A 26,694-nucleotide genomic window follows, 5' to 3' on the forward strand; every position below is an offset into this window, starting at 1 on the left:
GACACCCGCCACAATGGACGGGTGCACGAGCCGTCGCCCGACCCGAGACCCGCCCCGCCGACCGCGCCCGGGAGCGTCGACCGGCACGCCCTCGTCCCGCCGCTCGGGGTGCGCCCCGCCGGGGACGGCGTCGACGTCGCCGTGCTCGCGTCGCACGCGACCGCCGTCGAGCTGTGCCTCGTCGACGTCGTCGACCCGGCGCTGCCCGCGCAGGACCCGGCGCGCTACCGCGAGCGCCGGGTCCCGCTCGCCGGGCCGGCCTACGGCGTCTGGCACGCGCACGTCCCGGGCGTCCGCCCCGGCCAGCGCTACGGCTTCCGCGTCCACGGCCCGTGGGAGCCCGCGGCCGGGCTGCGCCACAACCCCGCGAAGCTGCTCGTCGACCCGTACGCGCGGGGCCTCGTCGGCGAGCTCGTCGACGACCCGGCGATCCGCGGCCAGGTCGGCGACGACCCGTACGGCCCGCCCGACCCCCGCGACTCGCTGCCGTTCGTCCCGCACTCGGTCGTGGTCGCCGAGCCGGCCGGGACGCTCGCTCCCCGCCCCCGCGTCCCGTGGCGCGACACGGTGGTCTACGAGGCGCACGTGCGCGGGCTCACGCAGCGCCTGGAGGCGCTGCCCGAGCGCCTGCGCGGCACGTACGCGGGCGTCGCGCACCCGGTGACGATCGAGCACCTGCGGAGCCTCGGCGTGACCACCGTCGAGCTGCTCCCCGTGCACGCCAACGTGCCGGAGCCGCACCTGCTCGCGAGCGGCCGCACGAACTACTGGGGCTACTCGACGCTCGGGTTCTTCGCGCCCCACGCCGCGTACGCGACGCGCGACGCGCAGGACGCCGGACCGGCCGCGGTCCTCGACGAGGTGCGCGGCATGGTGCACCTGCTGCACGAGGCGGGGATCGAGGTCCTGCTCGACGTCGTGCACAACCACACGTGCGAGGGCGGTGCCGACGGGTACCACCTGTCGTGGCGCGGCCTCGACAACGCCGGGTACTACCTGCACGACGGCGGCACGCCCGCGCGCCTCGCGGACGTCACCGGGACGGGCAACTCGCTCGACTTCCGCCGCCCCGCGGTCGTGCGGGCCGCGCTCGACTCGCTGCGGTACTGGGCCGAGGTCGTCGGGGTCGACGGCTTCCGGTTCGACCTCGCCGTGACGCTGGGCCGCGGCGCGACCGGGTTCGACCCGGACCACCCGTTCCTCGTCGCGCTCCAGACCGACCCGGTGCTGTGCGGGCTCAAGCTCGTCGCCGAGCCGTGGGACGTGGGCCCCGGGGGCTGGCGCACCGGCCAGTTCCCGCCGCCGCTCGCGGAGTGGAACGACCGGTTCCGCGACGCGGCCCGCCAGTTCTGGCTCGCGGACGCGCGCGAGGCGTCGCACGGGCGCCCGGGGCACGGCGTGCGCGACCTCGCGACGCGCCTCGCGGGGTCGGCCGACCTGTTCGGCCACTCGGACCCGCCGCTCGTGCGCGGGCCGGTCGCGTCGGTGAGCTACGTGACCGCGCACGACGGCTTCACGCTCGCCGACCTCGTGGCCTACGACCACAAGCACAACCTCGCGAACGGCGAGAACAACCGGGACGGCACGGACGACAACCGGTCCTGGAACCACGGGCTCGAGGGCCCGGTCACCCCGGACGCCACCGCGGGCGGCGTGCTCGACGGGCTCGGCGTCGAGATCGCCCCGCTGCGGCGCCGTTCGATCCGCAACCTCCTCGCGACGCTCGTGCTCGCCGCGGGCACCCCGATGATCACCGCGGGCGACGAGATGGGCCGCACCCAGCGCGGCAACAACAACGCCTACGTGCAGGACGACGAGACGTCCTGGGTGTCGTGGGACCTGTCCCCGTGGCGCAAGGACCTGCTCGCCACCGCGCGCCACCTCCTCGCGCTGCGGCGCGAGCACGCCGCGCTGCGCCCCGACGCGTTCTTCACCGGCCGCCCGCGCCCGGCGGCGCCGGACGGCCCCGGCGGCGCGGCGTCCGGTGCGGGGGCTGGTGCGGCAGCCGGCACGGGGACCGGTGGGGAAGGCGGCACCGAGGCGGGTGCGGCAGCCGGCACGGCGGCCGGTGGAGAGGGCGGCACCGGGGCGGGCACGGCGGCCGGCAGCGGCCAGGGCCCCCGCCCGACGGCGGTGCCCGACCTGGCGTGGTTCGACGCCGACGGCGGACCGCTGGACCACGGGGCGTGGCACGACCCGGGCGTCCGGACGCTCCAGATGCTGCGCACCGCCCCGGAGCCCGGCGACGCCGACGTGCTCGTCGTGCTCACCGGGGCGCTCGACCCGGTCGACGTGACCCTTCCCGGTCTGCGGGCCGCCGCGGGCGGCGAGCCCGAGCGCTGGGAGCTCGTGTGGGACTCCGACTGGGAGCACCCGGACGACCCGGACCGCGCCCCGGGCGAGAGCGCCGCCCGCCCGGGCGACGTCGTCGGGCTCGAGGCGCTGAGCCTGCGCGTGTACGTGTCCCCCACCCCGCAGAGGGAGAGCCCAGGTCTCCCGAGGTAGAGCCGTGGTCTCGCGAGGTAGAGCCGTGGTCGCCCCTGCCCGCCGAGGTCTGGACACGTGCTCTACTCTTCCCGCATGAGTGACAGCGCGGTCGACTCCTCCCCCACCTCTCCCACGATCGAGGACCCCGAGGTCGTCGTCGTGGGGGCCGGGCTCTCCGGTCTCGTCGCGGCGACCGAGCTCACGGCCGCGGGTCGCCGGGTGGTCCTGCTCGACCAGGAACCGGCGGCGAGCCTGGGCGGCCAGGCGTGGTGGTCGTTCGGCGGGCTCTTCCTCGTCGGCTCTCCCGAGCAGCGGCGCATGGGCGTTACGGACTCCGCCGAGCTCGCGTTCGACGACTGGCTCGGGTCCGCGCAGTTCGCGCCCGGCGCGGACCGCGGCGAGGGGCCCGACCGCCACGGCTACGCGTGGGCGCAGGGCTTCGTCGACTTCGCCGCCGGGGAGATGCGCGGCTGGCTGCACGACAAGGGCGTGCGGTGGTTCCCGCTCGTGCAGTGGGCGGAGCGCGGCGGGTACCCGGTGCGCTCGGGCGCCGACGGGTCCGCCGCCGGCGCGCACGGCAACTCCGTGCCCCGCTTCCACGTCACGTGGGGCACCGGCCCCGGCATCCTCGAGCCGTTCGTCCGCGCCGCCCTGGACGCGCGCGCCGCGGGCCTGCTCGACGTCCGGTTCCGGCACCGGGTCACGTCGCTCGTCGTGACCGACGGCGCGGTGACGGGCGTGCGCGCGCAGGTGCTCGCGCCGTCGGACGCCGGGCGCGGGGTGCCGTCCTCGCGCGACGTCGTCGGGGAGGTCGAGATCGCGGCGAGCGCCGTCGTCGTGACCTCGGGCGGCATCGGCGCGAACCACGAGCTCGTGCGCTCGCGCTGGCCGCAGACGGCGGGCCGGCTCCCCGCACGCATGCTCTCCGGAGTGCCCGACTCGACCGACGGGCTCATGATCGGCGTCGCCGCCGACGCGGGCGCGGCCCTCGTGCACGAGGACCGCATGTGGCACTACCCGGAGGGGATCGCGAACCACTCGCCGGTCTGGACCGACCACGGGATTCGCATCCTCCCCGGGCCGAGCTCGCTGTGGCTCGACGCCGACGGCAACCGGCTGCCCGCCCCGCTGTTCCCCGGCTTCGACGCCCTCGGCGCGCTCCAGCACGTCACCGAGCGCGGCGACGACCACTCCTGGTTCGTGCTCAACAAGGCGATCATGGAGTCGGAGTTCGCGCTGTCCGGCTCGGAGCAGAACCCCGACCTCACGGGCAAGGACGTGCGGCTCCTCGCCCAGCGGGTGCTGCCCGGCGCCGTCGGGCCGGTCGCACGGTTCGCCGAGCAGTCGCCGGAGTTCGTGTGGGCGGACACCCCCGAGGAGCTCGCCGCCCGGATGAACGCGCTCGTCGAGGCGACGCCGGGCTCGCGCGGGCACGTCGACCCGGCGGCCCTGGCGCGCGTCGTCCGCCTGCGCGACGAGCAGGTCCGCACGGGGCTGGGCAAGGACCCGCAGGTCGTCGCGACGGCGATGGCGCGCCGCTACCGCGTCGACCGGCTCATCCGCGTGTCGCCGCCACGACCCCTGACGACGCCGAAGGACGGGCCGCTGCTCGCCGTCCGCCTCTCCGTGCTGACGCGCAAGACGCTCGGCGGGCTGTGGACGGACACCTCCGCGCGGGTGCTGCGCGCGGACGGGTCCGTGCTGCCCGGGCTCTGGGCCGCGGGCGAGGCGGCCGGGTTCGGCGGGGGCGGCGTGCACGGCCACCGCGCGCTCGAGGGGACGTTCCTCGGCGGGTGCCTCTACTCCGGCCGTGTCGCGGGCCGCGCGGTCGCCGCCGACCTGGGCTGACCCGGGTAGGGTCGGCGACCATGACCGTGCCCGACGACGCGTCCCCGGCCCCCGCGCCCGGCGCCCCCGCGGCGGTCGACCACCTCGACGTCCCCGCGTGCGAGCGCCTGTTCCGCCGCAACGGTCTCCCGCTGCTCGTCGAGGGGCACTCGCTCGACCGCGACGTGTTCGGGCGGTCGGCGCCGTTCCTGCTCGTCGTGCTGCTTGCCGAGCTCTCCGGCGCGGTGCGCTCGGGCTGGCCCGCGTGGGCGAACGCGCTCGCGCTCCTCGGCGCCGCGGCCCTCGTCGCGGCCGCGTACGCGGGGCTCAACGTGGTGCGCGGTCGGCCGTGGTTCACGCTCCCCCAGTCCGTCGGCGTCCCTGAGCTCGCGTTCTTCGTGCTCGTGCCCGCCCTCCTGCGGGTCATGTTCGGCGGGCAGTGGGGCGACGCCCTGCTCACCGTCGTCGGCAACCTCGTGCTGCTCGGGGTCGTGCGGGTCGTCGTCGGGTACGGCGTGCTGTCGTCGCTGTGGTGGGGGCTCGCGCGCGTCACCGACGAGCTCGGCGCCGCCCTGCTGCGGCTCGTGCGCCTGCTGCCGCTGCTGCTCGTGTTCTCCCTCGTGCTCTTCTACAACGCCGAGGTGTGGCAGGTGTTCGACCGCACGCACGGCGTCGCCGACCTCGTGCTCGGCGCGTTCTTCGCGCTGCTCGTCGTGCTGTTCGTCGGGCTGCGCTCGCCCACGGAGGCGCGCGAGGCGCTCGCGGAGACCGCCGCGCGCCACCCCGGGCACGAGCGTGCGGCGCGCTTCAGCCGCGGCCAGACGGCGAACCTCGCGACGATGATCGCGACGAGTCAGCTCCTCCAGGTCCTCGTCGTGAGCCTCGGCATGGGCGTGTTCTTCATGGCGCTCGGGACGCTCACGGTGACCCCCGAGGTCATGGCGCTGTGGGACGTCGACGGCGGCACCTGGCAGCGCACGCTCTCGCTCGTCGGCGGGGGCGGCGTCGGCGGCGCGGACCTCGTCGTGACGCAGACGCTGCTGCGCGTCTCCGTCGCGATCGCGACCTTCACCGGCCTCTACTACGCGATCTCCGTGCAGGTCGACGCCGTGTACCGCGAGGAGTTCGTGGACGGCATCGAGACCCAGCTCGCCGACGTGCTGCGCGCGCGCTCGCGCTACCTCGACCTCCTCGCCCCACCCCCGTCCGCGAGATAGAGGCCAGGTGGGCCGAGGTAGAGGCCAGGTACGCCGGAGTGGAGGCCAGGTTCACGACCACGCCTCTACCTCGACGGACCAGGGCTCTACCTCGGCGAGGAAGGTCGCGAGCTGTCTGCGCGGCGTCGGAGCGCGAGGCGGAGTGACTCCGCGAGACGACAGCCGACCGCCACCGGGTCGCCCAGGTCCTCCCAGGTGAAGCGCACGACCGTCCAGCCCGCTGCCACGAGCGCCGCCTCGCGGACGTCCTGTGCGCGCCGGACCTCTGCCGGGTCCCCGTACTCCCCGCCGGAGTACTTCACCGCCCCGTCGAACTCGATCACCAGCCGGGCGTCGAGCCAGGCCAGGTCGACGACGTACGTCCCGCGCGACGTCAGGACCGGTACCTGCGGGCGAGGCGCGGGCAGACCGCCGAGCACGGCCGCGAGCCGCACGAGCGTCTCCCCCGGGGACTCCGACCTCGGGTCCGCGAGCTCGAGAGCACGCCGCGCCCGCACGACGCCCCGCTTGCCGCGCGACTCCTCGACGATCGAGTCGACCACGTCCCGGTCCGCACCCAGGCGCAACGCAGAGTCCACCACCACGAGGCTGCGCTCGAGCGGCAGCGACCGCGCACAGTCGACCAAGGTGCGCTCGAGGCTGGTGACAGGGACGCCGTCGAGGACCGCGCGGTCACGGACCGGTAGATCGGTCCAGTGCCGACGCACGGCTGCGTCCCGTTCTCTCGTCACGTTCGGGTGGCCGAGCTGGGTCAGGTGCGCGAACGGCGGGAGCCGCCAGGTCCAACAGCCCCAGAGCAGAGCCGCGGTGTCGTGGCTCACCCAGAACGGCGTCACGAGCCGGTCGACCAGTCCGCGCACCTCGCCGAGCAGCCACTCCTCGCGCTCCGACGGCGCGGAGTGCGCCGAGGGAAGGTAGACACCACGCCGTACCCGCACGAGCTCACCGGTGCGCGCACGCGCCGCCAGCTCCGCGCGGCGTCGACGTACGTAGGGCACAGCAGACGGAACCCTCCGAGGGCCGTTGCTGTCCGCGGTGTAGCGACCGGAGGGGCGGGTCGGGACCGGATTAGCCCCGAGCCTGCGCCGTGCTGTCGGGTCGTGGCCGGCCCGGGAGCTGCCCGTCGTCTCGTCCATCAACCCAGCGTGCCGGTCGCCACCCCGTCGCGGGGCGAGTACGGCAGATCTGTGGATGACGAAGTCGCCGCCCCTGCACGACGGTCCGCCGCCGTCGACCTCCGTCCATGGACGGACGAGCCGAGAGGGCCTGGCCGACGACGGCCAGGCCCTCTCGCACTCGCATGACGCATCCGCCTCACGCGACCACGCCTCGACCTCGCGTGACCGCACCTCTACCTCGCGCGACCAGGGCTCTACCTCGCGCGACCGCACCTCTGCCTCGCGCGACCAGGGTTCTACCTCGCGACCGGAGGCTCTACCTCGGCGGGGGTGTCAGGCGTTGGTGACGAGGCCCAGCTCGGCGACGCTCGGGAGGCCGTCGTGGGTCGGGACGACGCGGACGGTGTAGCCGAACGGTCCGGACGCGTCGAGCACGACCTCGCCCGCGAACGCGTAGCGGCCGGCCTCGTACGTCTCGGCGAGCGCGAGCGGCTCGGCCGTGAACTCCTCGATGACGTCGGCCTCGCTGACGCGACCGTGCACGACCTGCACCTGGACGTCCTCGGGGCGCAGGTCGCCGAGCGACACGTACGCGCGGACCGTGAGGCGGTCGCCGACCTGCGGCACCTCGCCGATGCCGGCCGAATCGACGTGGTCGACGCGCACGCGCGACCAGCCGTCGCGCACGGCGTGCTTCCACTGCGCGAGCTCCCGGGCGGGCGCGAGCCCGTCGGCGGCCAGCGCGCGCCCGGCCGCGGCGGCCGGGGCGTACAGGCGCGTGACGTACTCGCCGACCATGCGCGTCGCCTGGACCTTGGGGCCGAGCGTCGCGAGCGTGTGCCGCACCATCTCGAGCCACCGGCCGGGCACGCCGTCGGCGTCGCGGTCGTAGAACCGGGGCGCGACCTGCTGCTCGACGAGGTCGTAGAGCGCGGCGGCCTCGAGGTCGTCGCGACGGTCCGCGTCCTCGACGCCGTCGGCGGTCGGGATGGCCCAGCCGTTCTCGCCGTCGTACCACTCGTCCCACCACCCGTCGAGGATCGACAGGTTGAGGCCACCGTTGAGGGCCGACTTCATGCCCGACGTCCCGGACGCCTCGAGCGGGCGCAGCGGGTTGTTAAGCCAGACGTCGCAGCCCGGGTAGAGCGACTGCGCCATGGCGATGTCGTAGTTCGGCAGGAAGACGATGCGGTGCCGCACCTCGGGGTCGTCCGTGAAGCGCACGAGCTGCTGGATGAGCCGCTTGCCCTGGTCGTCGGCGGGGTGCGACTTGCCCGCCACGACGAGCTGGACCGGGCGCTCGGGGTGCAGCAGCAGCGCCTTGAGCCGCTCCGGGTCGCGGAGCATGAGCGTGAGCCGCTTGTACGTGGGGACGCGGCGCGCGAACCCGATGGTGAGAACGTCGGGCGAGAGCACGTCGTCGACCCAGCCGAGCTCCGCCGGGGTCGCACCGCGCTCGCGCCAGGACTTGCGCACGCGGCGGCGCGCCTCGTCGACGAGCCGGCCGCGCATCTCGCGGCGGATCGCCCAGAGCTCGCCGTCGCCGACGGCGCCCTCCCCGTCGCCGCGCAGCCAGCGCGACGACGCGTGCTCGGCCGTGAGCTCGTCGAGCCCGAGCCGCTCGGCCTCGAGGGCCGCGAGCGCCGGGTCGACCCACGTGGGCGAGTGGACGCCGTTCGTCACCGAGGTGATCGGGACCTCGCGGGCGTCGAAGCCCGGCCACAGGCCCTCGAACATGCCGCGCGACACCTCGCCGTGCAGGAGGGAGACGCCGTTCGCCCGTCCGCCGAGGCGCAGGCCCATGACGGCCATGTTGAACACGGTCGGGTCGCCGCCGTCGTAGTCCTCGGCCCCGAGGGCGAGGACGCGCTCGACGGGCAGGCCCTCGACCGCCATGTCGCCGCCGAAGTACTGCGTGACGAGGTCGCGGCCGAACCGGTCGATGCCGGCGGGCACGGGCGTGTGCGTCGTGAAGACCGTCGCGGCGCGGACGGCCTCGAGCGCCGCGTCGAACGTGAGGCCCTGCTCGACGAGCTCGCGGATGCGCTCGACGCCGAGGAACCCCGCGTGGCCCTCGTTGGTGTGGTAGACCTCGGGCTCCGGCGCGCCGGTGAGGCGCGACCACAGGCGCAGCGCGCGCACGCCGCCCACGCCGAGCAGCAGCTCCTGCTGGAGGCGGTGCTCGCCGCCGCCGCCGTAGAGGCGGTCGGTCACCTTGCGCGCGGCCTCGTCGTTGCCGGGCACGTTCGAGTCGAGCAGGAGCAGCGGCACGCGGCCGACGGCCGCGACCCACACGTGCGCGTGGAGCGCGCGACCCCCGGGCAGGGCGAGCGAGACGCGCGCGGGCGTGCCGTCGTCGTCGCGCAGGAGGGTGAGCGGCAGGCCGTCCGGGTCGAGGAGCGGGTACGTCTCGACCTGCCAGCCGTCGCGCGTGAGCGACTGCTTGAAGTAGCCGGCGCCGTAGAGGAGCCCGACGCCGACGATCGGCACGCCGAGGTCGCTCGCGCTCTTCAGGTGGTCGCCGGCGAGGATGCCGAGGCCGCCCGAGTACTGGGGCAGCACGGACGTGATGCCGAACTCGGGCGAGAAGTACGCGATCGCGGCCGGCAGGGAGCCACCGCCCTCCGACGCCTCCGCGGCACGCTGCTGGTACCACAGCGCGTCGTCGAGGTAGTGGCGCAGGTCGGCCGCCGCCGCCCGCACGCGCTCGACGAAGGCGCCGTCGGCGGCGAGCTCCGCGAGGCGCTCGGGACCGAGCGCACCGAGCAGCGCGACGGGGTCGCCGTGGACCGCCGCCCACGTCTCGGGGTCGATACCGGCGAACAGGTCGCGCGTGGGCGCGTGCCAGGACCAGCGCAGGTTGTGCGCGAGCTCGTCCAGGTCGCGCAGCTCGGCGGGCAGCAGGGTGCGGACGGTGAACCGTCGGATGGCTCTCACGGGGACGAGACTACGCAGCCTGACGCCGGTGCACACCCCCGCGCCGCAACCTGTGTGTAACGCTTGCATGAAATTTCACCCAGGTATCGTGCGCGACCCGTCCGCGACGCGCCGACCCCTCCCCCAGGTGCCTGGCCCCCGTGCCCCTCGATACGTTGTGCGTGTGACGTCGACCCCTCCGGCCCTCGCGCCGCACCGCCCCCGCGCCACCGGTGCCCCTCGCCCCCGAGGCGGCGCCCCCGCCCCCGCCCCCGCCGCACCCGTCGGCCGCATCCCCGTGCTCGAGGTGTCGCCCGTCGTCGAGGGCGGCCGGTGGCCTGCCAAGGCCGTCGTCGGCGAGATGGTGCCGATCGAGGCGACCGTCTTCAGGGAGGGCCACGACGCCGTCGCCGCGACCGCCGTCCTCGTCGCGCCCGACGGCACCGAGCGCACGGCACCCATGGTCGACGTCGCCCCCGGGCTCGACCGGTTCCGCGCCACGCTCCACCCGGACGCGGTCGGCGACTGGTCGCTGCGCGTCGAGGCGTGGAGCGACCCCTACGGCACGTGGGCGCACGACGCGACGGTCAAGGTCGCGGCGGGCGTCGACGTCGAGCTCATGCTCGCCGAGGGCGTGCGGCTCTTCGAACGCGTCCTCGCCGACGCCGTCCCCCTCCCCGGGCGCGACGGCACGCCCGGCCGCCGGACCCCCGCGGACGAGCGCACGCTCGCCGACGCGCTCGCCGCGCTCGCCGACGCGACCCGCCCCGCCGAGGCCCGGCTCGTCGCCGCGACGTCGCCCGAGGTGCGCGACGTCCTGGAGCGCGCCCCGCTGCGCGACCACGTCACGGCGTCGGCCACGTACCCGCTGCGCGTCGAGCGCCCGCTCGCGCTCGCGGGCGCGTGGTACGAGATGTTCCCGCGCTCCGAGGGCGCCCGGCGGCTCAAGGACGGGCGCTGGCGCTCGGGCACGTTCACCGCGGCCGCGCGCCGTCTGCCCGCGATCGCGGAGATGGGCTTCGACGTCGTCTACCTGACCCCCGTCCACCCCATCGGCACGACGCACCGCAAGGGCCGCAACAACTCCCTCACCGCGCTCCCCGGCGACCCGGGCAGCCCGTACGCCATCGGCTCGAAGGACGGCGGCCACGACGCGATCCACCCCGAGCTCGGCAGCGAGCGCACGTTCCGCGCGTTCGTCAAGGAGGCCCGGCGGCACGGGCTGGAGGTCGCGATCGACCTCGCGCTGCAGTGCTCGCCCGACCACCCGTGGGTCACCGAGCACCCCGAGTGGTTCACGACGCGCGCCGACGGCTCCATCGCCTACGCGGAGAACCCGCCGAAGAAGTACCAGGACATCTACCCGCTCAACTTCGACAACGACCCCGAGGGCATCTACGCCGAGGTTCTGCGCGTCGTGCGCGTGTGGATCGACCGCGGCGTCACCGCGTTCCGCGTCGACAACCCGCACACCAAGCCGCTCGACTTCTGGGAGTGGCTGCTCGCCGAGGTGCGCGCGACGAACCCCGAGGTCGTGTTCCTCTCCGAGGCGTTCACGAAGCCCGCGATGATGCACACCCTCGCGCGCATCGGGTTCCACCAGTCGTACACGTACTTCACGTGGCGCAACACGCGCGACGAGCTCGCGGAGTACCTCACCGAGGTCTCGGGCGAGGCCGGCGCCTACATGCGCCCGAGCTTCTGGCCCACGACCCACGACATCCTCCCGCCGTACCTCCAGCACGGCGGCGTGGCGGGCTTCGCCGTGCGCGCGGTGCTCGCCGCCCTCGGTGCCCCCACCTGGGGGATCTACTCCGGGTACGAGCTCGTCGAGAACGTGCCGCGCCCGGGCGTCGAGGAGCAGATCGACAACGAGAAGTACGAGTACAAGCCGCGCGACTGGGCGCTCGCCGACGAGATCGGGATCTCGACGCTGCTCGCGCGGCTCAACGAGATCCGTCGGGACCACCCCGCGCTGCGCCAGCTCCGGAACCTCACGGTGCACCCGACGACGAACGACCAGGTGCTCGCGTTCTCGCGCCACCTGCCGGCCGAGCACTCGCCGACCGGCGAGGCGGACACGGTCGTCGTCGTGGTGAACCTCGACCCCCACTCCCCGCAGGAGTCGAACGTGCACCTGGACCTCGCGGCCCTCGGCCTCCCCCCGCTCGCGGACGGCCAGGACCCCTGGGCGCCGTCGTTCGTCGCGCACGACGAGCTGACCGGCGAGAGCTACGGCTGGGGGCAGGACGTGTACGTGCGGCTCGAGCCGCTGCGCCAGGTCGCGCACGTCATCCACGTGAGGGCCTCGTGACGCTCCCCCGGGACGCGGCCCCGGTCCCCGTGCGGGGGCCCGCCGCCGGTCCCGTTCCCGTGCCCCCGCTCACCGCGCCCGTGCCCGTCGCGGCCCTCCCGCCGCGCCGTCAGCCGGCGCCGCCCGTCGAGACGCGCCCCGGGCTGTCCGACGACCCGGACTGGTACCGCACGGCGGTGTTCTACGAGGTGATCGTCCGCGCGTTCTCCGACTCCGACGGCAGCGGGACGGGCGACCTGCGCGGGCTCATCGACCGCCTCGACTACCTCCACTGGCTCGGCATCGACGCGCTGTGGCTGCCGCCGTTCTACCCGTCGCCCTTGCGCGACGGCGGCTACGACGTGTCCGACTACACCGCGATCGCGCCGCAGTACGGCTCGACGTCGGACTTCGCCGAGCTCGTGAGCGAGGCGCACGCGCGCGGGATGCGCGTCGTCATCGACCTCGTCATGAACCACACGAGCGACCAGCACCCGTGGTTCCAGGCGTCGCGCGCCGACCCGGAGGGCCCGTACGGCGACTTCTACGTGTGGAGCGACGACGACACGCGCTACCAGGACGCGCGCATCATCTTCGTCGACACGGAGACGTCCAACTGGACGTTCGACCCGGTGCGGCGCCAGTTCTTCTGGCACCGCTTCTTCTCCCACCAGCCCGACCTCAACTTCGAGAACCCGCGCGTCGCCGACGCGATGCTCGACGTCGCGCGGTTCTGGCTGCAGATGGGGGTCGACGGGTTCCGCCTCGACGCGGTGCCGTACCTCTACGAGGCCGAGGGCACCAACTGCGAGAACCTCCCGCAGACGCACGAGTTCCTGCGCCGCGTGCGGCGCATGGTGGACACCGAGTTCCCGGGCCGCATCCTCCTCGCCGAGGCGAACCAGTGGCCGCGCGACGTCGTGGACTACTTCGGCACCGAGGAGGAGCCGGAGTGCCACATGTGCTTCCACTTCCCCGTCATGCCGCGCATCTTCTACGCGATCCGCGACCAGCGCGCGAACCAGGTGCTGGAGATCCTTGCCGACACGCCCGACATCCCCGCGGGCGCGCAGTGGAGCACGTTCCTGCGCAACCACGACGAGCTCACGCTCGAGATGGTCTCGACGGAGGAGCGCGCGTCCATGTACGGGTGGTACGCGCCCGACCCGCGCATGCGCGCCAACGTCGGGATCCGCCGTCGGCTGGCGCCCTTGCTCGACAACTCGCGCAAGGAGGTCGAGCTCGCGCACGCGCTCCTGCTCTCGCTCCCGGGCAGCCCGTGCCTGTACTACGGCGACGAGATCGGCATGGGCGACAACATCTGGCTGCCCGACCGCGACGCCGTGCGCACGCCCATGCAGTGGACGCCCGACCGCAACGCCGGGTTCTCCACCGCGGACCCGGGCAAGGTGTACCTGCCGCTCGTGCAGTCGCTCGTGCACCACTACGGCTACGTCAACGTCGAGGCGCAGCTCGAGCAGTCGACGTCGCTGCTGCACTGGGTGCACGGCATGCTCAAGGTCCGGCGCCGCCACAAGGCGTTCGGCACCGGCGACTTCGTGGCGCTCGAGTGCGACAACGAGTCGATCCTCGCGTTCCTGCGGCGCACGCCCACGGAGACGATCCTGTGCGTCGCGAACCTCTCGGCGACCGCCCGGTCCGCGGCGGTGCACCTGCCGGGGCACGCGGGCGCGCCGCTCACCGACGTGTTCGGCGGCGCGCACTTCCCGGCGGTCGGGGACGACGGGCGCGTCGTCATGACGTGGGGGTCGCGCGACTTCTACTGGCTCGTCGTCGGGGGTCCCGAGGGCACGACCCCCTGACGCCCGGCGAGATCGGGCGCGTCGTGGTCGGATGGAGGCTGCCGCCGTCGTGACCCGACGGCGGGGCCCCCGGGGCACGACCTGCCGACGATCCGACGACCCAGCCACAGGGAGGCGCGCATGACGCTCCGACGGACGGACCTTCCCTCCTCGGAGCTCATGACGCTCCTCGACGCGTGGCTGCCGGAGCGCCGGTGGTACCCCGTCAAGGGCGTCGCGGTGCGGCACGTGCCGTGGCTGTCGTTCGCGCTCGACGTCCCGGCGACGGCCGGTCAGGACCCGGCGCGGGCCCCGCGCGTCGTCCTCCACCTGCTGCGGCTGCTCGGGGACGGCGTCGACCTCGTCGTGCAGGTGCCGCTCGTCCTCGAGCCGGTCGACGCGGCGCCCGCGGCCCCGGGCGACGTGCGCACCCCGGGCGGCGCGACCCCGTCCGCCGGTCCGGGGCGCGCGCCCGCCACGCCGCTCGGGACGGTGCACGACGCCGGGGGCGGCGCGACCGCCGGGACGGCCTGGCTCGTGCACGACGGCGCCGCGCACCCCGCGTGCTGGGCGGCGCTCCTGGCCGTCGCCGACTGGGAGACGACCCCCGCGGCCGGGGGCGCGGGCACCGATCCGCTCGACCTCGCGGGCGGACGCGCTCTGAGCGTCGAGCAGTCGAACAGCTCGGTGCTGCTGCCCGGCGTCGCCGGCGGCACGATGCTCAAGGTCCTGCGGGCCATCGCGATCGGCCCGAACCCGGACGTGACGATCCCGCGCGCGCTCGCCGCCCAGGGGTGGGCGGGCGTGCCGCGACCGCTCGCCTGGCTCGAGGTGGGCTGGGACGCGACCGACGACCCGGCCGCTCCCGGGCACGCGCCCGACCCGGCGTCGCCCCGGTCGGCGCACCTCGCGATCCTCAGCGAGTTCGTCGACGGCGCGCGCGACGGCTTCGACCTGGCGTGCGCCTACGCCGGGCAGGGTTCCTCGTTCGCCGACCTCGCCGCCGACCTCGGCCGGGTCCTCGCCGACCTCCACGCCGCGCTCCGGCGCGCGTTCGACGTGGGCTCCCCCGTCGACGCGCGCTGGCTCGTCGCCGACCTGCGGCGCCGTTCGGACGAGGCCGTCGCGTCGTCGAGCGCGCTCGGCCGGCGCGCGACCGAGATCGCCGCGTTCTGGGACCGCACGGCAGCACGGCTCGCGTCCGTCACGCGCGTCCCCGACGCCCTCCCGCGGCTCCAGACCGTCCACGGCGACCTGCACCTCGGGCAGGTGCTGCACGCCCGCCGGTTCGGCTGGAAGGTGCTCGACTTCGAGGGCGAGCCGCTGCGGCCGGTCGCGGAGCGCACCCGCCCCGACCTCGCCCTGCGCGACGTCGCCGGGATCGTGCGCTCGTTCGACTACGCGGCCGCCGTCGGGCGTGCTCCCGACGCCGCGTGGGCCGTCCAGGCGCGCGCCGCGTTCCTCGACGCGTACGAGCGCGCGGACACCGCGGGCGTCGACCACGCGACCTCGGAGGCGCTCGTCCGCGCGCTCACGCTCGACAAGGCGCTCTACGAGGTCGTCTACGAGTCGCGCAACCGTCCCGACTGGGAGCCCATCCCCCTCGCCGCCGTGGACCGCCTCCTCGCGGGCAACGCCTGACGTGCGCGGTCGCCCGGCCGCACGTACCGGACCGTCCGGCGAGCCCGTCCTGTGAGGGTGCGCGGGACGTGGAAAGGTTGCCCCATGACCGGGCCCGCCGCTTCCGCCACCCCGCCCCCCGTCGTCGTGCCGCAGGACGCGCTCGCCGCGGCCGCGGGCGGGCGCACGTTCGACCCGCACGCCGTGCTCGGCCCGCACCTCGCGGACGACGCCGCGGACGCGCGGGCCGTCGTCCGCGTCCTGCGCCCGCTCGCGGACGAGGTCGTCGTCGTCGCCGCCGACGGCGAGCACCCGGCGGTGCACGAGCAGGACGGGGTGTGGGCCGCCGTCGTGCCGGTGCACCAGGACGCCGACGGCACCCGGCACGCCCCCGACTACCGCGTCCGCGCCCGCTACGGGCACGAGTCCACGACCGTGGACGACCCCTACCGGTTCCTGCCCACGCTCGGCGACGTCGACCTGCACCTGATCCGCGAGGGCCGGCACGAGGAGCTGTGGCGCGCGCTCGGCGCGAACGTCCGCACCTACCCGAGCGCGCTCGGCGACACGACCGGCACGGCGTTCGCCGTCTGGGCGCCCAACGCGCGCGCGGTCCGCGTCATCGGCGACTTCAACGGCTGGGGCCCCACGCACCCGATGCGCTCGCTCGGGTCCACCGGGGTGTGGGAGCTCTTCGTCCCCGGCGTCGTCGCGGGCGCGCGCTACAAGTACGAGATCCTCGGGCCCGACGGCTCGTGGCGCCAGAAGGCCGACCCGCTCGCCAAGGCGGCCGAGGTGCCCCCGGCAACGGCGAGCGTCGTCGTCGAGTCCCGGTACGAGTGGTCCGACGACGCGTGGCTCGCCGAGCGCGCGGCGCACGACCCCCACACGCAGCCGCTCAGCATCTACGAGGTGCACCTCGGCTCGTGGCGCCAGGGCCTGTCCTACCGCGACCTCGCGGAGCAGCTCACGGCGTACGTCGTCGAGCAGGGGTTCACGCACGTCGAGCTCCTGCCCGTCGCCGAGCACCCGTTCGGCGGGTCGTGGGGCTACCAGGTCACGGGCTACTACGCCCCGACGTCCCGGTTCGGCCACCCCGACGACTTCCGCTACCTCGTCGACCGCCTGCACGCCGCGGGGATCGGCGTCGTCGTCGACTGGGTCCCCGCGCACTTCCCGCGCGACGAGTGGGCCCTCGCCCGCTTCGACGGCACGCCCTGCTACGAGCACGCCGACCCGCTGCGCGGCGAGCAGCCCGACTGGGGCACGTACGTCTTCGACTTCGGCCGCAACGAGGTCCGCAACTTCCTCGTCGCCAACGCGACGTACTGGCTCGAGGAGTTCCACGTCGACGCGCTGCGCGTCGACGCCGTCGCGTCCATCCTCTACCTCGACTACTCGCGCGGCCCCGGCCAGTGGCACCCCAACGTGCACGGGGGCCGCGAGAACCTCGAGGCCATCGCGTTCCTCCAGGAGGCCAACGCCACCGCGTACCGGCGCACGCCCGGCGTCATGATGATCGCCGAGGAGTCGACCGCGTGGCCGGGCGTCACCCGGCCCACCTCCGCGGGGGGCCTCGGGTTCGGGCTCAAGTGGAACATGGGCTGGATGAACGACTCCCTGCGCTACGTCGCCGAGGAGCCGATCAACCGCCGGTACCACCACCACGAGATCACGTTCTCCATGGTCTACGCGTACTCCGAGCAGTTCGTGCTCCCCATCAGCCACGACGAGGTCGTGCACGGCAAGGGCTCGCTCTACGGGAAGATGCCGGGCGACGACTGGCAGAAGCGCGCCGGCGTGCGCGCGTTCCTCGCCTACCAGTGGTCGCACCCCGGCAAGCAGCTCCTCTTCATGGGCAGCGAGATCGGCCAGCACTCCGAGTGGAACGAGGGCCGGTCGCTCGACTGGGACGGCCTCGCCGCCGACCCGGGCCGGCAGGGCGTGCAGCGTGTCGTGCGTGACCTCAACGCCCTGTACCGCGCGACCCCTGCTCTGTGGGAGCTCGACCACGACCCCGCGGGGTTCGAGTGGCTCGACGCCGACGACGCCGACCACAACGTCCTCGCCTACGTACGCCGCGGGCGCGACGGCAGCGAGGTCGCCGTCGTCGTGAACTTCGCCGGGACGCCGCACGAGGGCTACCGCGTCGCCCTGCCGTCGGGCGGCGCGTGGCGCGAGGTCCTCAACACCGACGCCGAGGTCTACGGCGGCTCCGGTGTCGGCAACCTCGGTGAGGTCGGGGCGGAGCCCGTCCCGTGGAAGGGGCGCGCGTACTCCGCGGTCCTGCGCGTGCCGCCGCTCGGCGCGCTGTACCTCGTCCCGTCGCCGAGGTAGAGGCCCGGTCCGCCGAGGCAGAGGCCTGGTCGCCGAGGTAGAGGCCTGGTCCCGCCGACGGCGAGTTGTCGTCACCCTGGGTGGTGGGTGGGGTGGTGGCGCCGGGTCTACCATCCGCCGCTCGTTCCTCGCGGCTCCCGCCAGGCCCGCCACGACCCGGCGCCACCACCCCACCCACCGAGTTCGTCGCACCCCCGGCGCTGCCTCCTCAGCGCGACGGCAGCCGGTCTCCTCGCGGTGACCTCCACGCACGACGGCGGCCGGTCACCTCACGGTGACCGGCCGCCGTCGTGCGTGACGCGGGTGCGTCGGTAGAGCGCGGGTGTGTCAGTACAGGCTGATCGCGAGGCGCTGGCGGGCCTTGCCGACGCGGGGGTCGGTGGGGCCCACGACCTCGAAGTAGTCGAGGAGGCGCACTCGGAGCTTCTCCTTGCCGTCCGCGTCGGCGCCGGGCAGCAGGTCGAGGAGCCGGTCGAGGGCGTCGTCCACGTGCCCGCCGAGCAGGTCGAGGTCGGCGATGGCGAGCTGGGCGTCGACGTCCTGCGGTGCGGCGGCGGCCGCGGCGCGGACCGTCGCGAGGTCGGCGTCGCGGGTGCGCTGGAGGAGGCGGACCTGCGCGAGCCCCGCGACGGCGAGCGCGTCGCGCGGGTCCTGCTTGATCGCCTTCTCGTAGGCCGCGACCGCGGCGTCGAGGTCGTCGCGCTCGATCGCGTCGTACGCCTCCTGGTGCAGCGGCGGGAGCTCGGGCTCCGGCTCGGCGGCGGGCTCCGCGGGGCGCTCGGGCTCGCCGTCGGCGCCCTGGGCGGGCGCACGACCGGTCACGCCGTTCGCCTCGGCCGCCTGGAGCACCTGGTCGAGCACGGCGCGCACCTGCTCGACGGGCGCGGCGCCCTGGAACAGCGGCACGGGCTGACCCTGCAGGATCGCGACGACGGTCGGCACGCCCTGGACCTGGAACGCGGCCGTGATCTGCGGGTACGCCTGGGCGTCGACGCGGGCCAGGAGGAAGCGGCCGGCGTACTCGTCGGCCAGCGCGCCGAGGTCGGTGCCGAGCTGCGCGTTCGCCTGGTCCGTCGGGATCCACAGGAGCACGACGACGGGGTACTGCGCCGAGTCCTGGACGAGCTGGCCGAACGTCTCGTCCGTGACGTCGACGACGTACCCGCCCGCGGCGGGCGCGCCGCCCTCCTCGCCGGGCGGGGGTGACTGCGGCCTGGTCAGCGCGGACAGGTCGACCGCGCCGCGCACGTCGAACGTGGGCTGGGTGGGTTCGCTCATGGTCGCAATCCTACGGAGCGTCAGGCGTTCGCGACCGACGTCGCGACGTGCTCGTTGCCCACCACGCGGATCTTCTCCTCCGAGCCCGCGGGCGGCACGTAGAGCGCGACGACGTCGACGTAGCCGACCTTGAGCACGTTCGTCGGAGTCTTGTCCCCGTACAGCGCCTTGATCGACTCCGTGTCGGGCGGCACCTGCGCGCCCTCCTCGGCCGTCATCGACTCCTGCGAGGTCATCGCACCGACCACGAGCGCGCCGCCGTCCGCGGTGCGGACCGCGCGCACGGGCTCGTCCGGGTTGGGCGTGAACGTCAGGGCGTAGGCGCCCGCGGCGGGCTGGAGCGCCGTCGTCCAGTCCTGCGCGCGCTTGGCGAGCAGGGTGCGGAACGAGTCCTCCTCGAAGGACCCCGCGAACCCGGAGCCCGTGCCGAGGTTGAGCACGTCGGCGTACTGCGCGACGGCGTCCGTCGGCGTGACGAGCAGGCTCGAGTCGTCGGGAGCGACGTCCTCGCTGCCGATGCTCGGGTCCGCGAAGCTCGGCATGGTGACGCCCGGCAGGAGGCGGACCCAGGCCCAGAGCTGGTAGTCGCCGCGCGCGGTGTCCTGCTCCAGGACGGACAGGCGCGGCGTCTGCAGGTTCTCGGGCTGCACGCTCACGGCGAACGACGTGCGCGGCCAGGTCTGCGTCGTCGGGATGACGACCTGCTGCGCCTCCGTCGGGAGCTCGGTCACGAGGTCGGCGTTGCCGCGCGCGGCGGCGACGGCGAGCTGGCTCGTGCGAATCGCGAGGGCCGGGCCCGTGACGCGGCCCTCGAGCTGGGCCGCGTCGTTGGTCTCGCTCGCCGCCGCGAGCGCGGCGGCGACCGCGTCGAGGACGGCGGTCTCCTGCGCCTCGGTGAGGACGGGCGCGGGCGGGTCCTGCGTGGGGTCGGGCTCGGGCGTCGGGAGGGGTGCGGAGCAGGCGGCGAGCAGGAGCGCGCCGACCAGTCCCCCGGCCACCCCGCCGAGGTGACGACGGGCGCGGCGGGCGCGGGCCGTGTCGCGGGCGGTGCTGGTCATCGGGTGCTGTCCTTCGTCTCGTCCGGGTCGCTCTCGGGTGCAGGCGCCGGGGCGCTCTCGTCGCTGCCGGGCGTGAAGCCCCACGCCCGGCGCCAGGCGTCTGCGCGCGTGCTCGCGCTGTCCTCCGTGGTCGGGTGCGCGCTCGCGTCGACGGTCGGCTGGGCCGCGGTGCGCGGGCGGCGCTCGCCGCGCGCGACGATCGGGATCTGGCCGGTGAGCCACGCGCGGCGCGGCTTCTGGGCGCGGGCCTGCTGCTGCGCGAGGCGGTCGGCCTCCTCGCGCTCGCGCAGCTCACGCCGCGTGAGCATGCGCACCTGGGCCGTGTCGGTCGGCACCTCGCCGTCGGGCGCGTCGGCGTCGTCCGACGACGTCCCCGCCGTCGTGCCGGCCGGCGCGACCGCCGGGGTCGCGGAGGTCGTGGTGCCGCCCGAGGGCCCGCGGCGGCGCGGGCGCAGGCTCGCCGCCCCGATGCCGAGACCGAGGAGGATGAGCACGGCACCGCCGATGACGCCGGGCCACAGGAACGGCGTCTCGACCTGGCGCGGCCACGAGAGCTCGACGGTCGGGGCGACGGCGTCCTCGCCCACGCCGGCGGCGAGGAGCTGCCAGCGGCCGGGCTGGTCGGACCAGCGCAGGCTCGCCGAGCCGGCGCCCGTCGCCTCCTCCAGCCACATGTCGGAGCCGGCGGGGTCGACGCCGACGACGGGGGCCTCCGCGGCCGCGTCGCCCTCCGCGGGCGTCTCGCCCTCGGCGGGCGTCTCGCCCTCGGCCGGGCTCTCGGCGTCGGCGGGTGCCTCGGCGTCGGCCGGACTCTCGCCCTCCGCGGGCGACTCCCCGTCCGCGGGCGTCTCGCCCTCCGCGGGCTCGTCCTCCGCGGCCGGCGCGTCGACGGCGCGCGTCGCGAGCGCGTCCCAGTCGGACAGGCCGGTGACCAGACCGTGCGGGTCCTCGCCGACCCACCCGGTCACGTCGGCCTCGCGGCCGATCGCGAGGGTGACCTGCTGCTCACCGGGTGCTGTCGCGCGGATCGTCACGTCCTCGGCGACGAGGTCGAGGACCCCGGGCGCGGTGACGAGCACCGTGCCGTCGCCGGTGTACGCCGTGGTCGCCACGACCGTGTCGCTGTCCCGCCAGACGGTGGCGGACGCGACACCGAGGCCGACGGCGACCAGCCCTCCCACGAGCAGGAGGGCGGCGATGATTCGTTGCAGCACCGAGGTTCCCTTCGTCGATCGACGTTCAAGGATAGGTGCGAAACCCCTCGTGGATCGACCGAGACGCCTCGCCTGTGGATCCTCACGAACCGTTCACGCGCCCCTCCCGGGACGGTCTCACCGCTCCCAGGGAACGTCGTGCCCGGCGGCCGAGAGGGCCGCCGTTCCCGCGAGGGAAGACCGCGCGCGCAGCACTGCGACCATCGTCTCACCCCCACCAATCCGGGTATTCAGGACAGCGTGATCCCCGTATCCTGGTCGGAGCACGGCGGGGCCGTGGCACGACCGCCGCGCCCTCCCTCCCCGGGAGGGGACGCCGACCGGCGGCGGAAGCCGCGACGACTCAGCACCGGAGGTCATCGACGTGTCCGACGAGCGCACGCTCTTCCCCATCACGATGCGCGGGTACGACCGCGTCCAGGTCGAGGCCCAGCTCGCGAGGCTGGAGAAGGCCGTGGAGGACGCGCGGGCGCGCGTCGAGGCGGCGGACGCCCGCGCCATGCAGCTCACGAGCGAGCTCAACGACGCCCAGCGCCAGCTCCGCGAGGCGGACCGGCCGTCGTACGCGGGGCTCGGGTCCCGCATCGAGCAGCTCCTGCGCTCGGCGGAGGAGCAGTCGGCGGACATCCTGTCGCAGGCCAACGCCCAGGCGGCCGACATCATGGCCCGCGCGAAGCTCTCGGCGGGCCAGGTCCGGTCCCGCGCCGAGAACGAGGTCGCCGAGCTGCTCAACAGCGCACGCCTGGAGTCGGAGGAGATCCGCTCCACGAGCGCGTCCGAGGCCGAGGGCACGCTGCTCAGCGCCCAGCGCCGCGCGGAGGAGCTGGTCGGCTCCGCGGAGCGCGAGGCCGCGCGCATCCACAGCGCGCTCGCCACGGAGGAGAGCGAGCGCCGCGCGTCGCTCGAGCGCGAGCTCGGCACGCTGCGTGCGACGGCGGAGCGCGAGACCACGGAGCTGCGCGTCACGACCGAGCGCGAGGCCGCGGAGCTCCGCGCGCGCGTCGCGGCGGAGACGGCGGCGCAGCGCGAGGCCGCGGAGCGCGAGTCGGCCGAGCTGCTGGAGAACGCGCGTCGCGAGGCGCAGCGCCAGGTGGACGAGGCGCAGCGCAAGGCGACCGAGGCGGCGAACGCCGTCACGTCCGAGATGGAGACGCTGCGCGACCAGGCCCGCACCGCCCTCGCGGACGCCGAGCTCGAGGTCGTGCGTCGCCGCGAGGAGGCGGAGCGCGAGAACGCCGAGCGCCACGCCGCCGCCAAGGCGGAGACGGAGAAGCTCGTCGCGACGGCCGAGGAGCACGCCGCGGAGGCGGAGAAGCGTGTCGCCCACGCGCTCCAGCAGGCGGAGAAGGTCCGCAGCGAGTCCGACGCGTACGTGAAGGACCTCTTGTCGACGGCGCGCCGGAACGCCGACCAGGTCGTCGCCGAGGCCCGGGCGTTCGCCGACCAGACGGTGAGCGACGCGAAGGCCGAGGCCGAGCAGCAGCGCAACGTCGCCCAGCGCCAGCTCGAGGACCTCACGCGCCAGCACGACTCGATCAACACCTACCTCGACGAGCTCCGTGGTCTCCTCGGTAGCGAGAGCGAGGCCACCAAGGCCCCCGCGAAGAAGGCGGTGCCTGCGGGGACGCCCGCCCAGCAGGCGCGCGCCGCGACGCTCATGACGGCCGAGTTCCCGGTCGTCCCGGAGGAGTCCGGGCAGCGGGTCGGGACGGTCGAGGCACCGGCGGAGCGTGGCTCCGCGGCGTCCGCCGACGCCCGGCCGAGCGAGACGAAGCCGACCGGCGCGAAGCCGGCCGGCACGAAGACGGCCGACGCGAAGACGGCCGACGCGAAGCCCGACGCCCCCGCCTCGGCCTGACGCCGTGCCGGCCACCGCGGGCCCGTCGGGTCCCTCGGGGTCCGCTGCCGACGACTGGCGTCGGCAGCGGACCGAGGCCGCCGCGCACCAGCAGCGCGAGCTCGACCGGCAGCGCGCCCGCGAGAGCGACGCGGCCCGGGCCCTGCTCGCCGACTTCGTCGCGCGGGCGCGCGACCGGGGCCTGGCTCCCGAGCCGCTCCGCGCCCGCGCGTTCGACGGCACCGCGACGTACCGCACCCCCCTCCGCGGGTGGTACCTGCGCCGCAACCACAGCGTCGCCGTCGGCGAGGACGGCGAGTTCTACGTGCTCTCGGTGCCCGGCGGCGTGCGCGCGCGCCTGCGGGGGGTCGCGGTCGAGCCGTCCGACCCGCCGCTCGTGCTGGGCAAGGGCGGCCGGGACGGCGAGTCCATCGACCTCGCCGACGCGCTCGCGCTCGTGCTCGACGGGCGCTGACGCGCGGTCAGCGGCTCAGACGGTCGCCCGCGCCAGGAGGTCCGCGAGCGCGTCGGCCACCGCGGCAGGGTCCTCGACCGCGCTCATGTGGCCCGCGCCCGTCACCTGCACGAGCTGCGCGGTCGGCGCCGCGGCGACCATGTGCTCCGCCTCCGCCACCGGCGTGACCTGGTCCTCCTCGCCCACGACCACCGCGATCGGCCCCGCGAAGCCCGCGAGGACGGACGTGCGGTCGGGGCGGGCCGCCATCGCCCGCTGCGACCACGCGACGCCGTCGGGCCGCTGCGCACGGATCCACTCCTCGAGCCGCGCGGTCAGGTGCGGGCGCGCGGCCTTGCTCGTCTCGCCGAGGAGCACCCCCGGCATGCCGAGGACGGGCTCGACGGTCTGCGAGCTCGCCGCCTCGTCGGCGATGCGCAGCCGGTTCGCGCGCGCGTCGTCGGAGTCCGCGGTGGACTTGGTGTCCACCAGCCCGAGCCCCGCAACCAGCTCCGGCCGGCGCTCCGCGAGCGCGAGGGCCACGTAGCCGCCCATCGACAGGCCCGCGACGACCGCGCGCGTGATCCCCGCCGCGGCGAGCGCGTCCGCGGTCGCGTCGGCCGCCGCCTCGATCGACGGCGGCTCGCCCCCCAGCGGGCTCGCGCCCAGGCCGGGGAGGTCGACCGCGACGACGGTGGGCTCGCCCGGCAGCGCCTCCGCGACGTCCGCCCACATCCGGTGGTCGAGCGGGAAGCCGTGCAGCAGCACGAGCGGTGTCCCGTACCCCTCGCGCAGCGTGAAGGTCTCGAGCGGTGCCGTCGTCACGTGGTCCTCCTCGGGTCGGTCGGGTGCGCGCGGCGCCGCGCGCCGCGGCGGGGGTCAGTCGACGACGCCGTCGGACCGGCTCGCGTCGTAGCTCGCCTGGTCCGAGTCGGCCGTGTCGCGGTCGGCCGTGCCGCTCGCGTCGCCGTCCCACGTGGTCGGCAGCGGGAGCGGGAAACCGGGACGCACGTGCCCCACGATCTCGTCGAGCACGCGCCGCACCGACGACTCCCCCACCCACAGGTGCTTGGCGCCCTCGACGCCGATCACCTCGGCGTTCCGCACGCGCGCGAAGCGTCGTCGCGCCTCGTCAGGGCGCAGGTAGTCGTCGAGCTCGGGCACGAGGACCACGAGCGGCTTGCCGAACGCGTCCCAGCGGTCGAGGTCGTCGTCCGTCGCGCGGTGCAGCGGGGGCGAGAGGAGGATCGCGCCCTCCACCGCCGGGTCCGCGCCGTGCTTGAGCGCGAGCTCCGTGCCGAACGACCACCCGACGAGCCACCGGTTCGGGAGGTCGTGGAACTCGGCGAACTCGATCGCCGCCGCGACGTCGAAGCGCTCGGCCTCGCCGCCGTCGAACGCGCCCTCGCTCGTTCCCCGCGGGGACGACGTGCCGCGCGTGTTGAACCGCAGCACGGCGAGGTCCGCGAGCGCCGGCAGACGCCACGCCGCCTTCCGGTAGACGTGCGAGTCCATGTACCCGCCGTGCGTCGGCAGGGGGTGCAGCGTGACGAGGGTCGCGACCGGGTCGCGGTCCGCGGGGAGCGCCAGCTCGCCGACGAGCGTGAGGCCGTCCGCGGTGTGCAGCTCGACGTCCTCGCGCCGCGCGGGCAGGACGCTGAGCGACCGGATGGGGGTCGGCTCCGTCGAGGCTCGGGCGGGATCGGGCGCGGTCTCGGGTGCGGTGCTCATCGTCCCGAGCCTAGTGCGTCTACCGCGGCCGACGGCGGTCGCGCGCCTCCCAGCACGACCTGTGCCAGTGACGACGGTGGTCGAGCGCGGTCTCGGCCCCGAAGAAGGAGTCGTCCTGCCACGCCACGACGTGCCCGGTGCCGGGCGGGATCTCCTGCTGGCAGCCCGGGCAGAGGTAGGTCTTCGCACCGCCGCGCACCGTGCGGACCTGCCACTCGCCGTCGGCTCCCGACTCCCGACGCGCACCGCCGAGGGCGCGGTCCAGGTCGAGGGGCGCGGGCTCCGCGCCCCAGGGTCGCTTGCGGGACGGTCGACGGGACGGCATGGGCCCATTCTCCCCCGCGGCACCGCCGGGGACCTCCCAGCGGGCGTCCAGCCGCGACCGCTAGAGTGTCCGGGCCGGTGCTGCACCCGGCGTCCGACCGCGAGGTGGCCCGTCCCCGGGCGCCGACGACCGCCGTCGTGCGGGTGCGGCCCAGACCCGACGGCCCCGCCGTCCCCCCGACCGAAGGACCCTCCTCGTGAAGCACCGCACCCTGCGCGGCGTCGCCGCGCTCACCCTGGGCGCCGCCCTCGTCCTCTCCGGCTGCTCGTCGGAGGGCGGCGGCGACGAGACGTCGTCGAGCCCGTCCGCCTCCGACGGCGCGACGTCGTCACCCGAGGACGTCGCGGCGCTCGAGGCCGTGACGGTCACGGGTGACCCCGGCAGCGAGCCGACCGTCGAGTTCGAGGCCCCGCTCGAGGTCTCGGGCCCGGTCGCGCTCTCGCTCGGGGACGGCGACGGCGACGAGATCGCGAAGGGCCAGGAGGTGACGCTGCACCAGGCCGCGTACTCCGGCACGGACGCGTCCAAGCTCGGCTCGACGTGGGAGGACGACTCGGCGCAGCAGATCGTCCTCGACGACCAGGTGTACCCCCAGCTGCTCGAGGCGCTGGTCGGCAAGAAGGTCGGCACGCGCTTCCTGTTCGCCGCCCCGGGGCAGGACGGCAGCGCCGTCCTCACCGTCGCCGAGGTCACCGAGGTCCGGGACGCCCCGGTCGCGCCGGACCCCGCCGACGTGCCGGACCGCGCCGAGGGCGAGGCCGTGACCCCGGCCGAGGGGCTGCCCGTCGTCACGCTCGACGACACGGGCAAGCCGTCCGTCGAGATCCCCGAGGGCTACACCGCGCCGACCGAGCTCGTCGTGCAGCCGCTCATCAAGGGCAGCGGCCCCGAGGTCACCGAGGACCAGACGGTCATCGCGCACTACACGGGCTGGAAGCTCGACGGCGAGCAGTTCGACTCGTCGTGGGACCGTGGTGAGCCCTCCACCTTCCCGCTGAGCGGCGTCGTCGCCGGCTGGACCCAGGGCCTCTCCGGCCAGACCGTCGGGAGCCAGGTGCTCCTCGTCATCCCGCCGTCGCTCGGCTACGGCGAGAAGAGCGACACGAACACGAACGAGCTCGCGGGCGAGACGCTCGTCTTCGTCGTGGACATCCTCGCGGCCTACTGACCTGCCGCCGCC

The 26,694-nt window shown here is 75.1% G+C and carries 18 protein-coding genes; 10 read left to right on the plus strand and 8 right to left on the minus strand.

Annotated features, from left to right (window positions below):
• Positions 1 to 21 precede the first annotated feature (21 nt).
• The 3 genes from glgX (at position 22) to ACI769_RS10700 (ending at position 5,531) form a co-directional block, all read left to right on the plus strand.
• Positions 22 to 2,505: a glycogen debranching protein GlgX gene (gene glgX / locus ACI769_RS10690; protein ID WP_409141568.1), complete on the plus strand. Its 2,484-nt coding sequence runs from the start codon at positions 22 to 24 to the stop codon at positions 2,503 to 2,505.
• Positions 2,506 to 2,580: 75 nt separating this feature from the next.
• Positions 2,581 to 4,335: an FAD-binding dehydrogenase gene (locus ACI769_RS10695; protein WP_144681017.1), complete on the plus strand. Its 1,755-nt coding sequence runs from the start codon at positions 2,581 to 2,583 to the stop codon at positions 4,333 to 4,335.
• A gap of 20 nt (positions 4,336 to 4,355) precedes the next feature.
• Positions 4,356 to 5,531 carry a hypothetical protein gene (locus tag ACI769_RS10700; protein ID WP_085387574.1) on the plus strand — a complete coding sequence of 392 codons (1,176 nt, stop codon included), beginning with the start codon at positions 4,356 to 4,358 and terminating at the stop codon, positions 5,529 to 5,531.
• A gap of 86 nt (positions 5,532 to 5,617) precedes the next feature.
• Here ACI769_RS10700 and ACI769_RS10705 read toward each other — a convergent pair whose 3' ends face one another.
• Positions 5,618 to 6,529: a DUF559 domain-containing protein gene (locus tag ACI769_RS10705; RefSeq protein ID WP_186381280.1), complete on the minus strand. Its 912-nt coding sequence runs from the start codon at positions 6,527 to 6,529 to the stop codon at positions 5,618 to 5,620.
• A gap of 453 nt (positions 6,530 to 6,982) precedes the next feature.
• A complete protein-coding gene (gene glgP / locus ACI769_RS10710) occupies positions 6,983 to 9,586 on the minus strand; it encodes an alpha-glucan family phosphorylase (protein ID WP_409141569.1) in 2,604 nt (867 codons plus the stop codon).
• 67 nt (positions 9,587 to 9,653) lie between these two features.
• Here glgP and ACI769_RS10715 point away from each other — a divergent pair, with 67 nt between their 5' ends.
• The 4 genes from ACI769_RS10715 (at position 9,654) to glgB (ending at position 17,617) form a co-directional block, all read left to right on the plus strand.
• Positions 9,654 to 11,879, plus strand: a complete 2,226-nt coding sequence (locus tag ACI769_RS10715; RefSeq protein ID WP_085387571.1) for an alpha-1,4-glucan--maltose-1-phosphate maltosyltransferase — start codon at positions 9,654 to 9,656, stop codon at positions 11,877 to 11,879.
• Positions 11,880 to 11,938: 59 nt separating this feature from the next.
• Positions 11,939 to 13,681, plus strand: coding sequence for a maltose alpha-D-glucosyltransferase (treS, locus tag ACI769_RS10720; RefSeq protein WP_369824957.1), 1,743 nt, complete (start codon positions 11,939 to 11,941; stop codon positions 13,679 to 13,681).
• A gap of 120 nt (positions 13,682 to 13,801) precedes the next feature.
• Positions 13,802 to 15,301 (plus strand): hypothetical protein, encoded by a 1,500-nt coding sequence (locus tag ACI769_RS10725; RefSeq protein WP_085387570.1) that lies wholly within the window; start codon positions 13,802 to 13,804, stop codon positions 15,299 to 15,301.
• 84 nt (positions 15,302 to 15,385) lie between these two features.
• Positions 15,386 to 17,617, plus strand: a complete 2,232-nt coding sequence (glgB, locus tag ACI769_RS10730; RefSeq protein WP_409141570.1) for a 1,4-alpha-glucan branching protein GlgB — start codon at positions 15,386 to 15,388, stop codon at positions 17,615 to 17,617.
• Positions 17,618 to 17,944: 327 nt separating this feature from the next.
• Here glgB and ACI769_RS10735 read toward each other — a convergent pair whose 3' ends face one another.
• Genes ACI769_RS10735 through ACI769_RS10745 form a run of 3 tightly spaced genes read right to left on the minus strand, consistent with a single transcriptional unit; the run spans position 17,945 to position 21,167 of the window.
• Positions 17,945 to 18,895 (minus strand): tetratricopeptide repeat protein, encoded by a 951-nt coding sequence (locus ACI769_RS10735; RefSeq protein ID WP_034653561.1) that lies wholly within the window; start codon positions 18,893 to 18,895, stop codon positions 17,945 to 17,947.
• A gap of 20 nt (positions 18,896 to 18,915) precedes the next feature.
• Positions 18,916 to 19,953 (minus strand): hypothetical protein, encoded by a 1,038-nt coding sequence (locus ACI769_RS10740; RefSeq protein ID WP_085387568.1) that lies wholly within the window; start codon positions 19,951 to 19,953, stop codon positions 18,916 to 18,918.
• Complete coding sequence (locus ACI769_RS10745; RefSeq protein ID WP_043653203.1) at positions 19,950 to 21,167, minus strand: hypothetical protein; 1,218 nt, start codon at positions 21,165 to 21,167, stop codon at positions 19,950 to 19,952. The genes ACI769_RS10740 and ACI769_RS10745 overlap by 4 nt, the downstream gene beginning before the upstream one ends.
• Positions 21,168 to 21,531: 364 nt before the next feature.
• On the opposite strand from ACI769_RS10745, the gene ACI769_RS10750 reads away from it, so the two are divergent.
• Both ACI769_RS10750 and ACI769_RS10755 read left to right on the plus strand, forming a co-directional pair.
• Positions 21,532 to 23,025 (plus strand): hypothetical protein, encoded by a 1,494-nt coding sequence (locus ACI769_RS10750; protein ID WP_085387567.1) that lies wholly within the window; start codon positions 21,532 to 21,534, stop codon positions 23,023 to 23,025.
• A gap of 4 nt (positions 23,026 to 23,029) precedes the next feature.
• Entirely contained in the window at positions 23,030 to 23,479 is a 450-nt protein-coding gene (locus ACI769_RS10755) for a hypothetical protein (protein WP_085387566.1), read from the plus strand.
• A 15-nt stretch (positions 23,480 to 23,494) separates the two neighbouring features.
• Here the strand turns inward: ACI769_RS10755 and ACI769_RS10760 are convergent, their stop codons facing one another.
• Genes ACI769_RS10760 through ACI769_RS10770 form a run of 3 tightly spaced genes read right to left on the minus strand, consistent with a single transcriptional unit; the run spans position 23,495 to position 25,514 of the window.
• Positions 23,495 to 24,283 carry an alpha/beta fold hydrolase gene (locus ACI769_RS10760; RefSeq protein WP_085387565.1) on the minus strand — a complete coding sequence of 263 codons (789 nt, stop codon included), beginning with the start codon at positions 24,281 to 24,283 and terminating at the stop codon, positions 23,495 to 23,497.
• Between the two features lie 54 nt (positions 24,284 to 24,337).
• Positions 24,338 to 25,189, minus strand: coding sequence for an alpha/beta hydrolase (locus tag ACI769_RS10765; RefSeq protein ID WP_021483594.1), 852 nt, complete (start codon positions 25,187 to 25,189; stop codon positions 24,338 to 24,340).
• Positions 25,190 to 25,208: 19 nt separating this feature from the next.
• Positions 25,209 to 25,514 (minus strand): hypothetical protein, encoded by a 306-nt coding sequence (locus tag ACI769_RS10770; protein WP_034653528.1) that lies wholly within the window; start codon positions 25,512 to 25,514, stop codon positions 25,209 to 25,211.
• 196 nt (positions 25,515 to 25,710) lie between these two features.
• Between ACI769_RS10770 and ACI769_RS10775 the strand changes: the two genes are divergently transcribed.
• Complete coding sequence (locus tag ACI769_RS10775; RefSeq protein ID WP_391516339.1) at positions 25,711 to 26,682, plus strand: FKBP-type peptidyl-prolyl cis-trans isomerase; 972 nt, start codon at positions 25,711 to 25,713, stop codon at positions 26,680 to 26,682.
• Positions 26,683 to 26,694 lie beyond the last annotated feature (12 nt).

The sequence above is a fragment of the Cellulosimicrobium sp. RS genome (genome assembly GCF_046159675.1).
Classification (GTDB): domain Bacteria; phylum Actinomycetota; class Actinomycetes; order Actinomycetales; family Cellulomonadaceae; genus Cellulosimicrobium; species Cellulosimicrobium funkei.

What these genes read in the sequence shown, in the direction of transcription:
- ACI769_RS10695 (WP_144681017.1), top strand. Translation starts at nt 2,581, where the DNA reads ATGAGTGACAGCGCGGTCGACTCCTCCCCCACCTCTCCCACGATCGAG.
- ACI769_RS10700 (WP_085387574.1), top strand. Translation starts at nt 4,356, where the DNA reads ATGACCGTGCCCGACGACGCGTCCCCGGCCCCCGCGCCCGGCGCCCCC.
- ACI769_RS10715 (WP_085387571.1), top strand. Translation starts at nt 9,654, where the DNA reads ATGAAATTTCACCCAGGTATCGTGCGCGACCCGTCCGCGACGCGCCGA.
- ACI769_RS10725 (WP_085387570.1), top strand. Translation starts at nt 13,802, where the DNA reads ATGACGCTCCGACGGACGGACCTTCCCTCCTCGGAGCTCATGACGCTC.
- glgB (WP_409141570.1), top strand. Translation starts at nt 15,386, where the DNA reads ATGACCGGGCCCGCCGCTTCCGCCACCCCGCCCCCCGTCGTCGTGCCG.
- ACI769_RS10735 (WP_034653561.1), bottom strand. Translation starts at nt 18,895, where the DNA reads ATGAGCGAACCCACCCAGCCCACGTTCGACGTGCGCGGCGCGGTCGAC.
- ACI769_RS10740 (WP_085387568.1), bottom strand. Translation starts at nt 19,953, where the DNA reads ATGACCAGCACCGCCCGCGACACGGCCCGCGCCCGCCGCGCCCGTCGT.
- ACI769_RS10765 (WP_021483594.1), bottom strand. Translation starts at nt 25,189, where the DNA reads ATGAGCACCGCACCCGAGACCGCGCCCGATCCCGCCCGAGCCTCGACG.
- ACI769_RS10770 (WP_034653528.1), bottom strand. Translation starts at nt 25,514, where the DNA reads ATGCCGTCCCGTCGACCGTCCCGCAAGCGACCCTGGGGCGCGGAGCCC.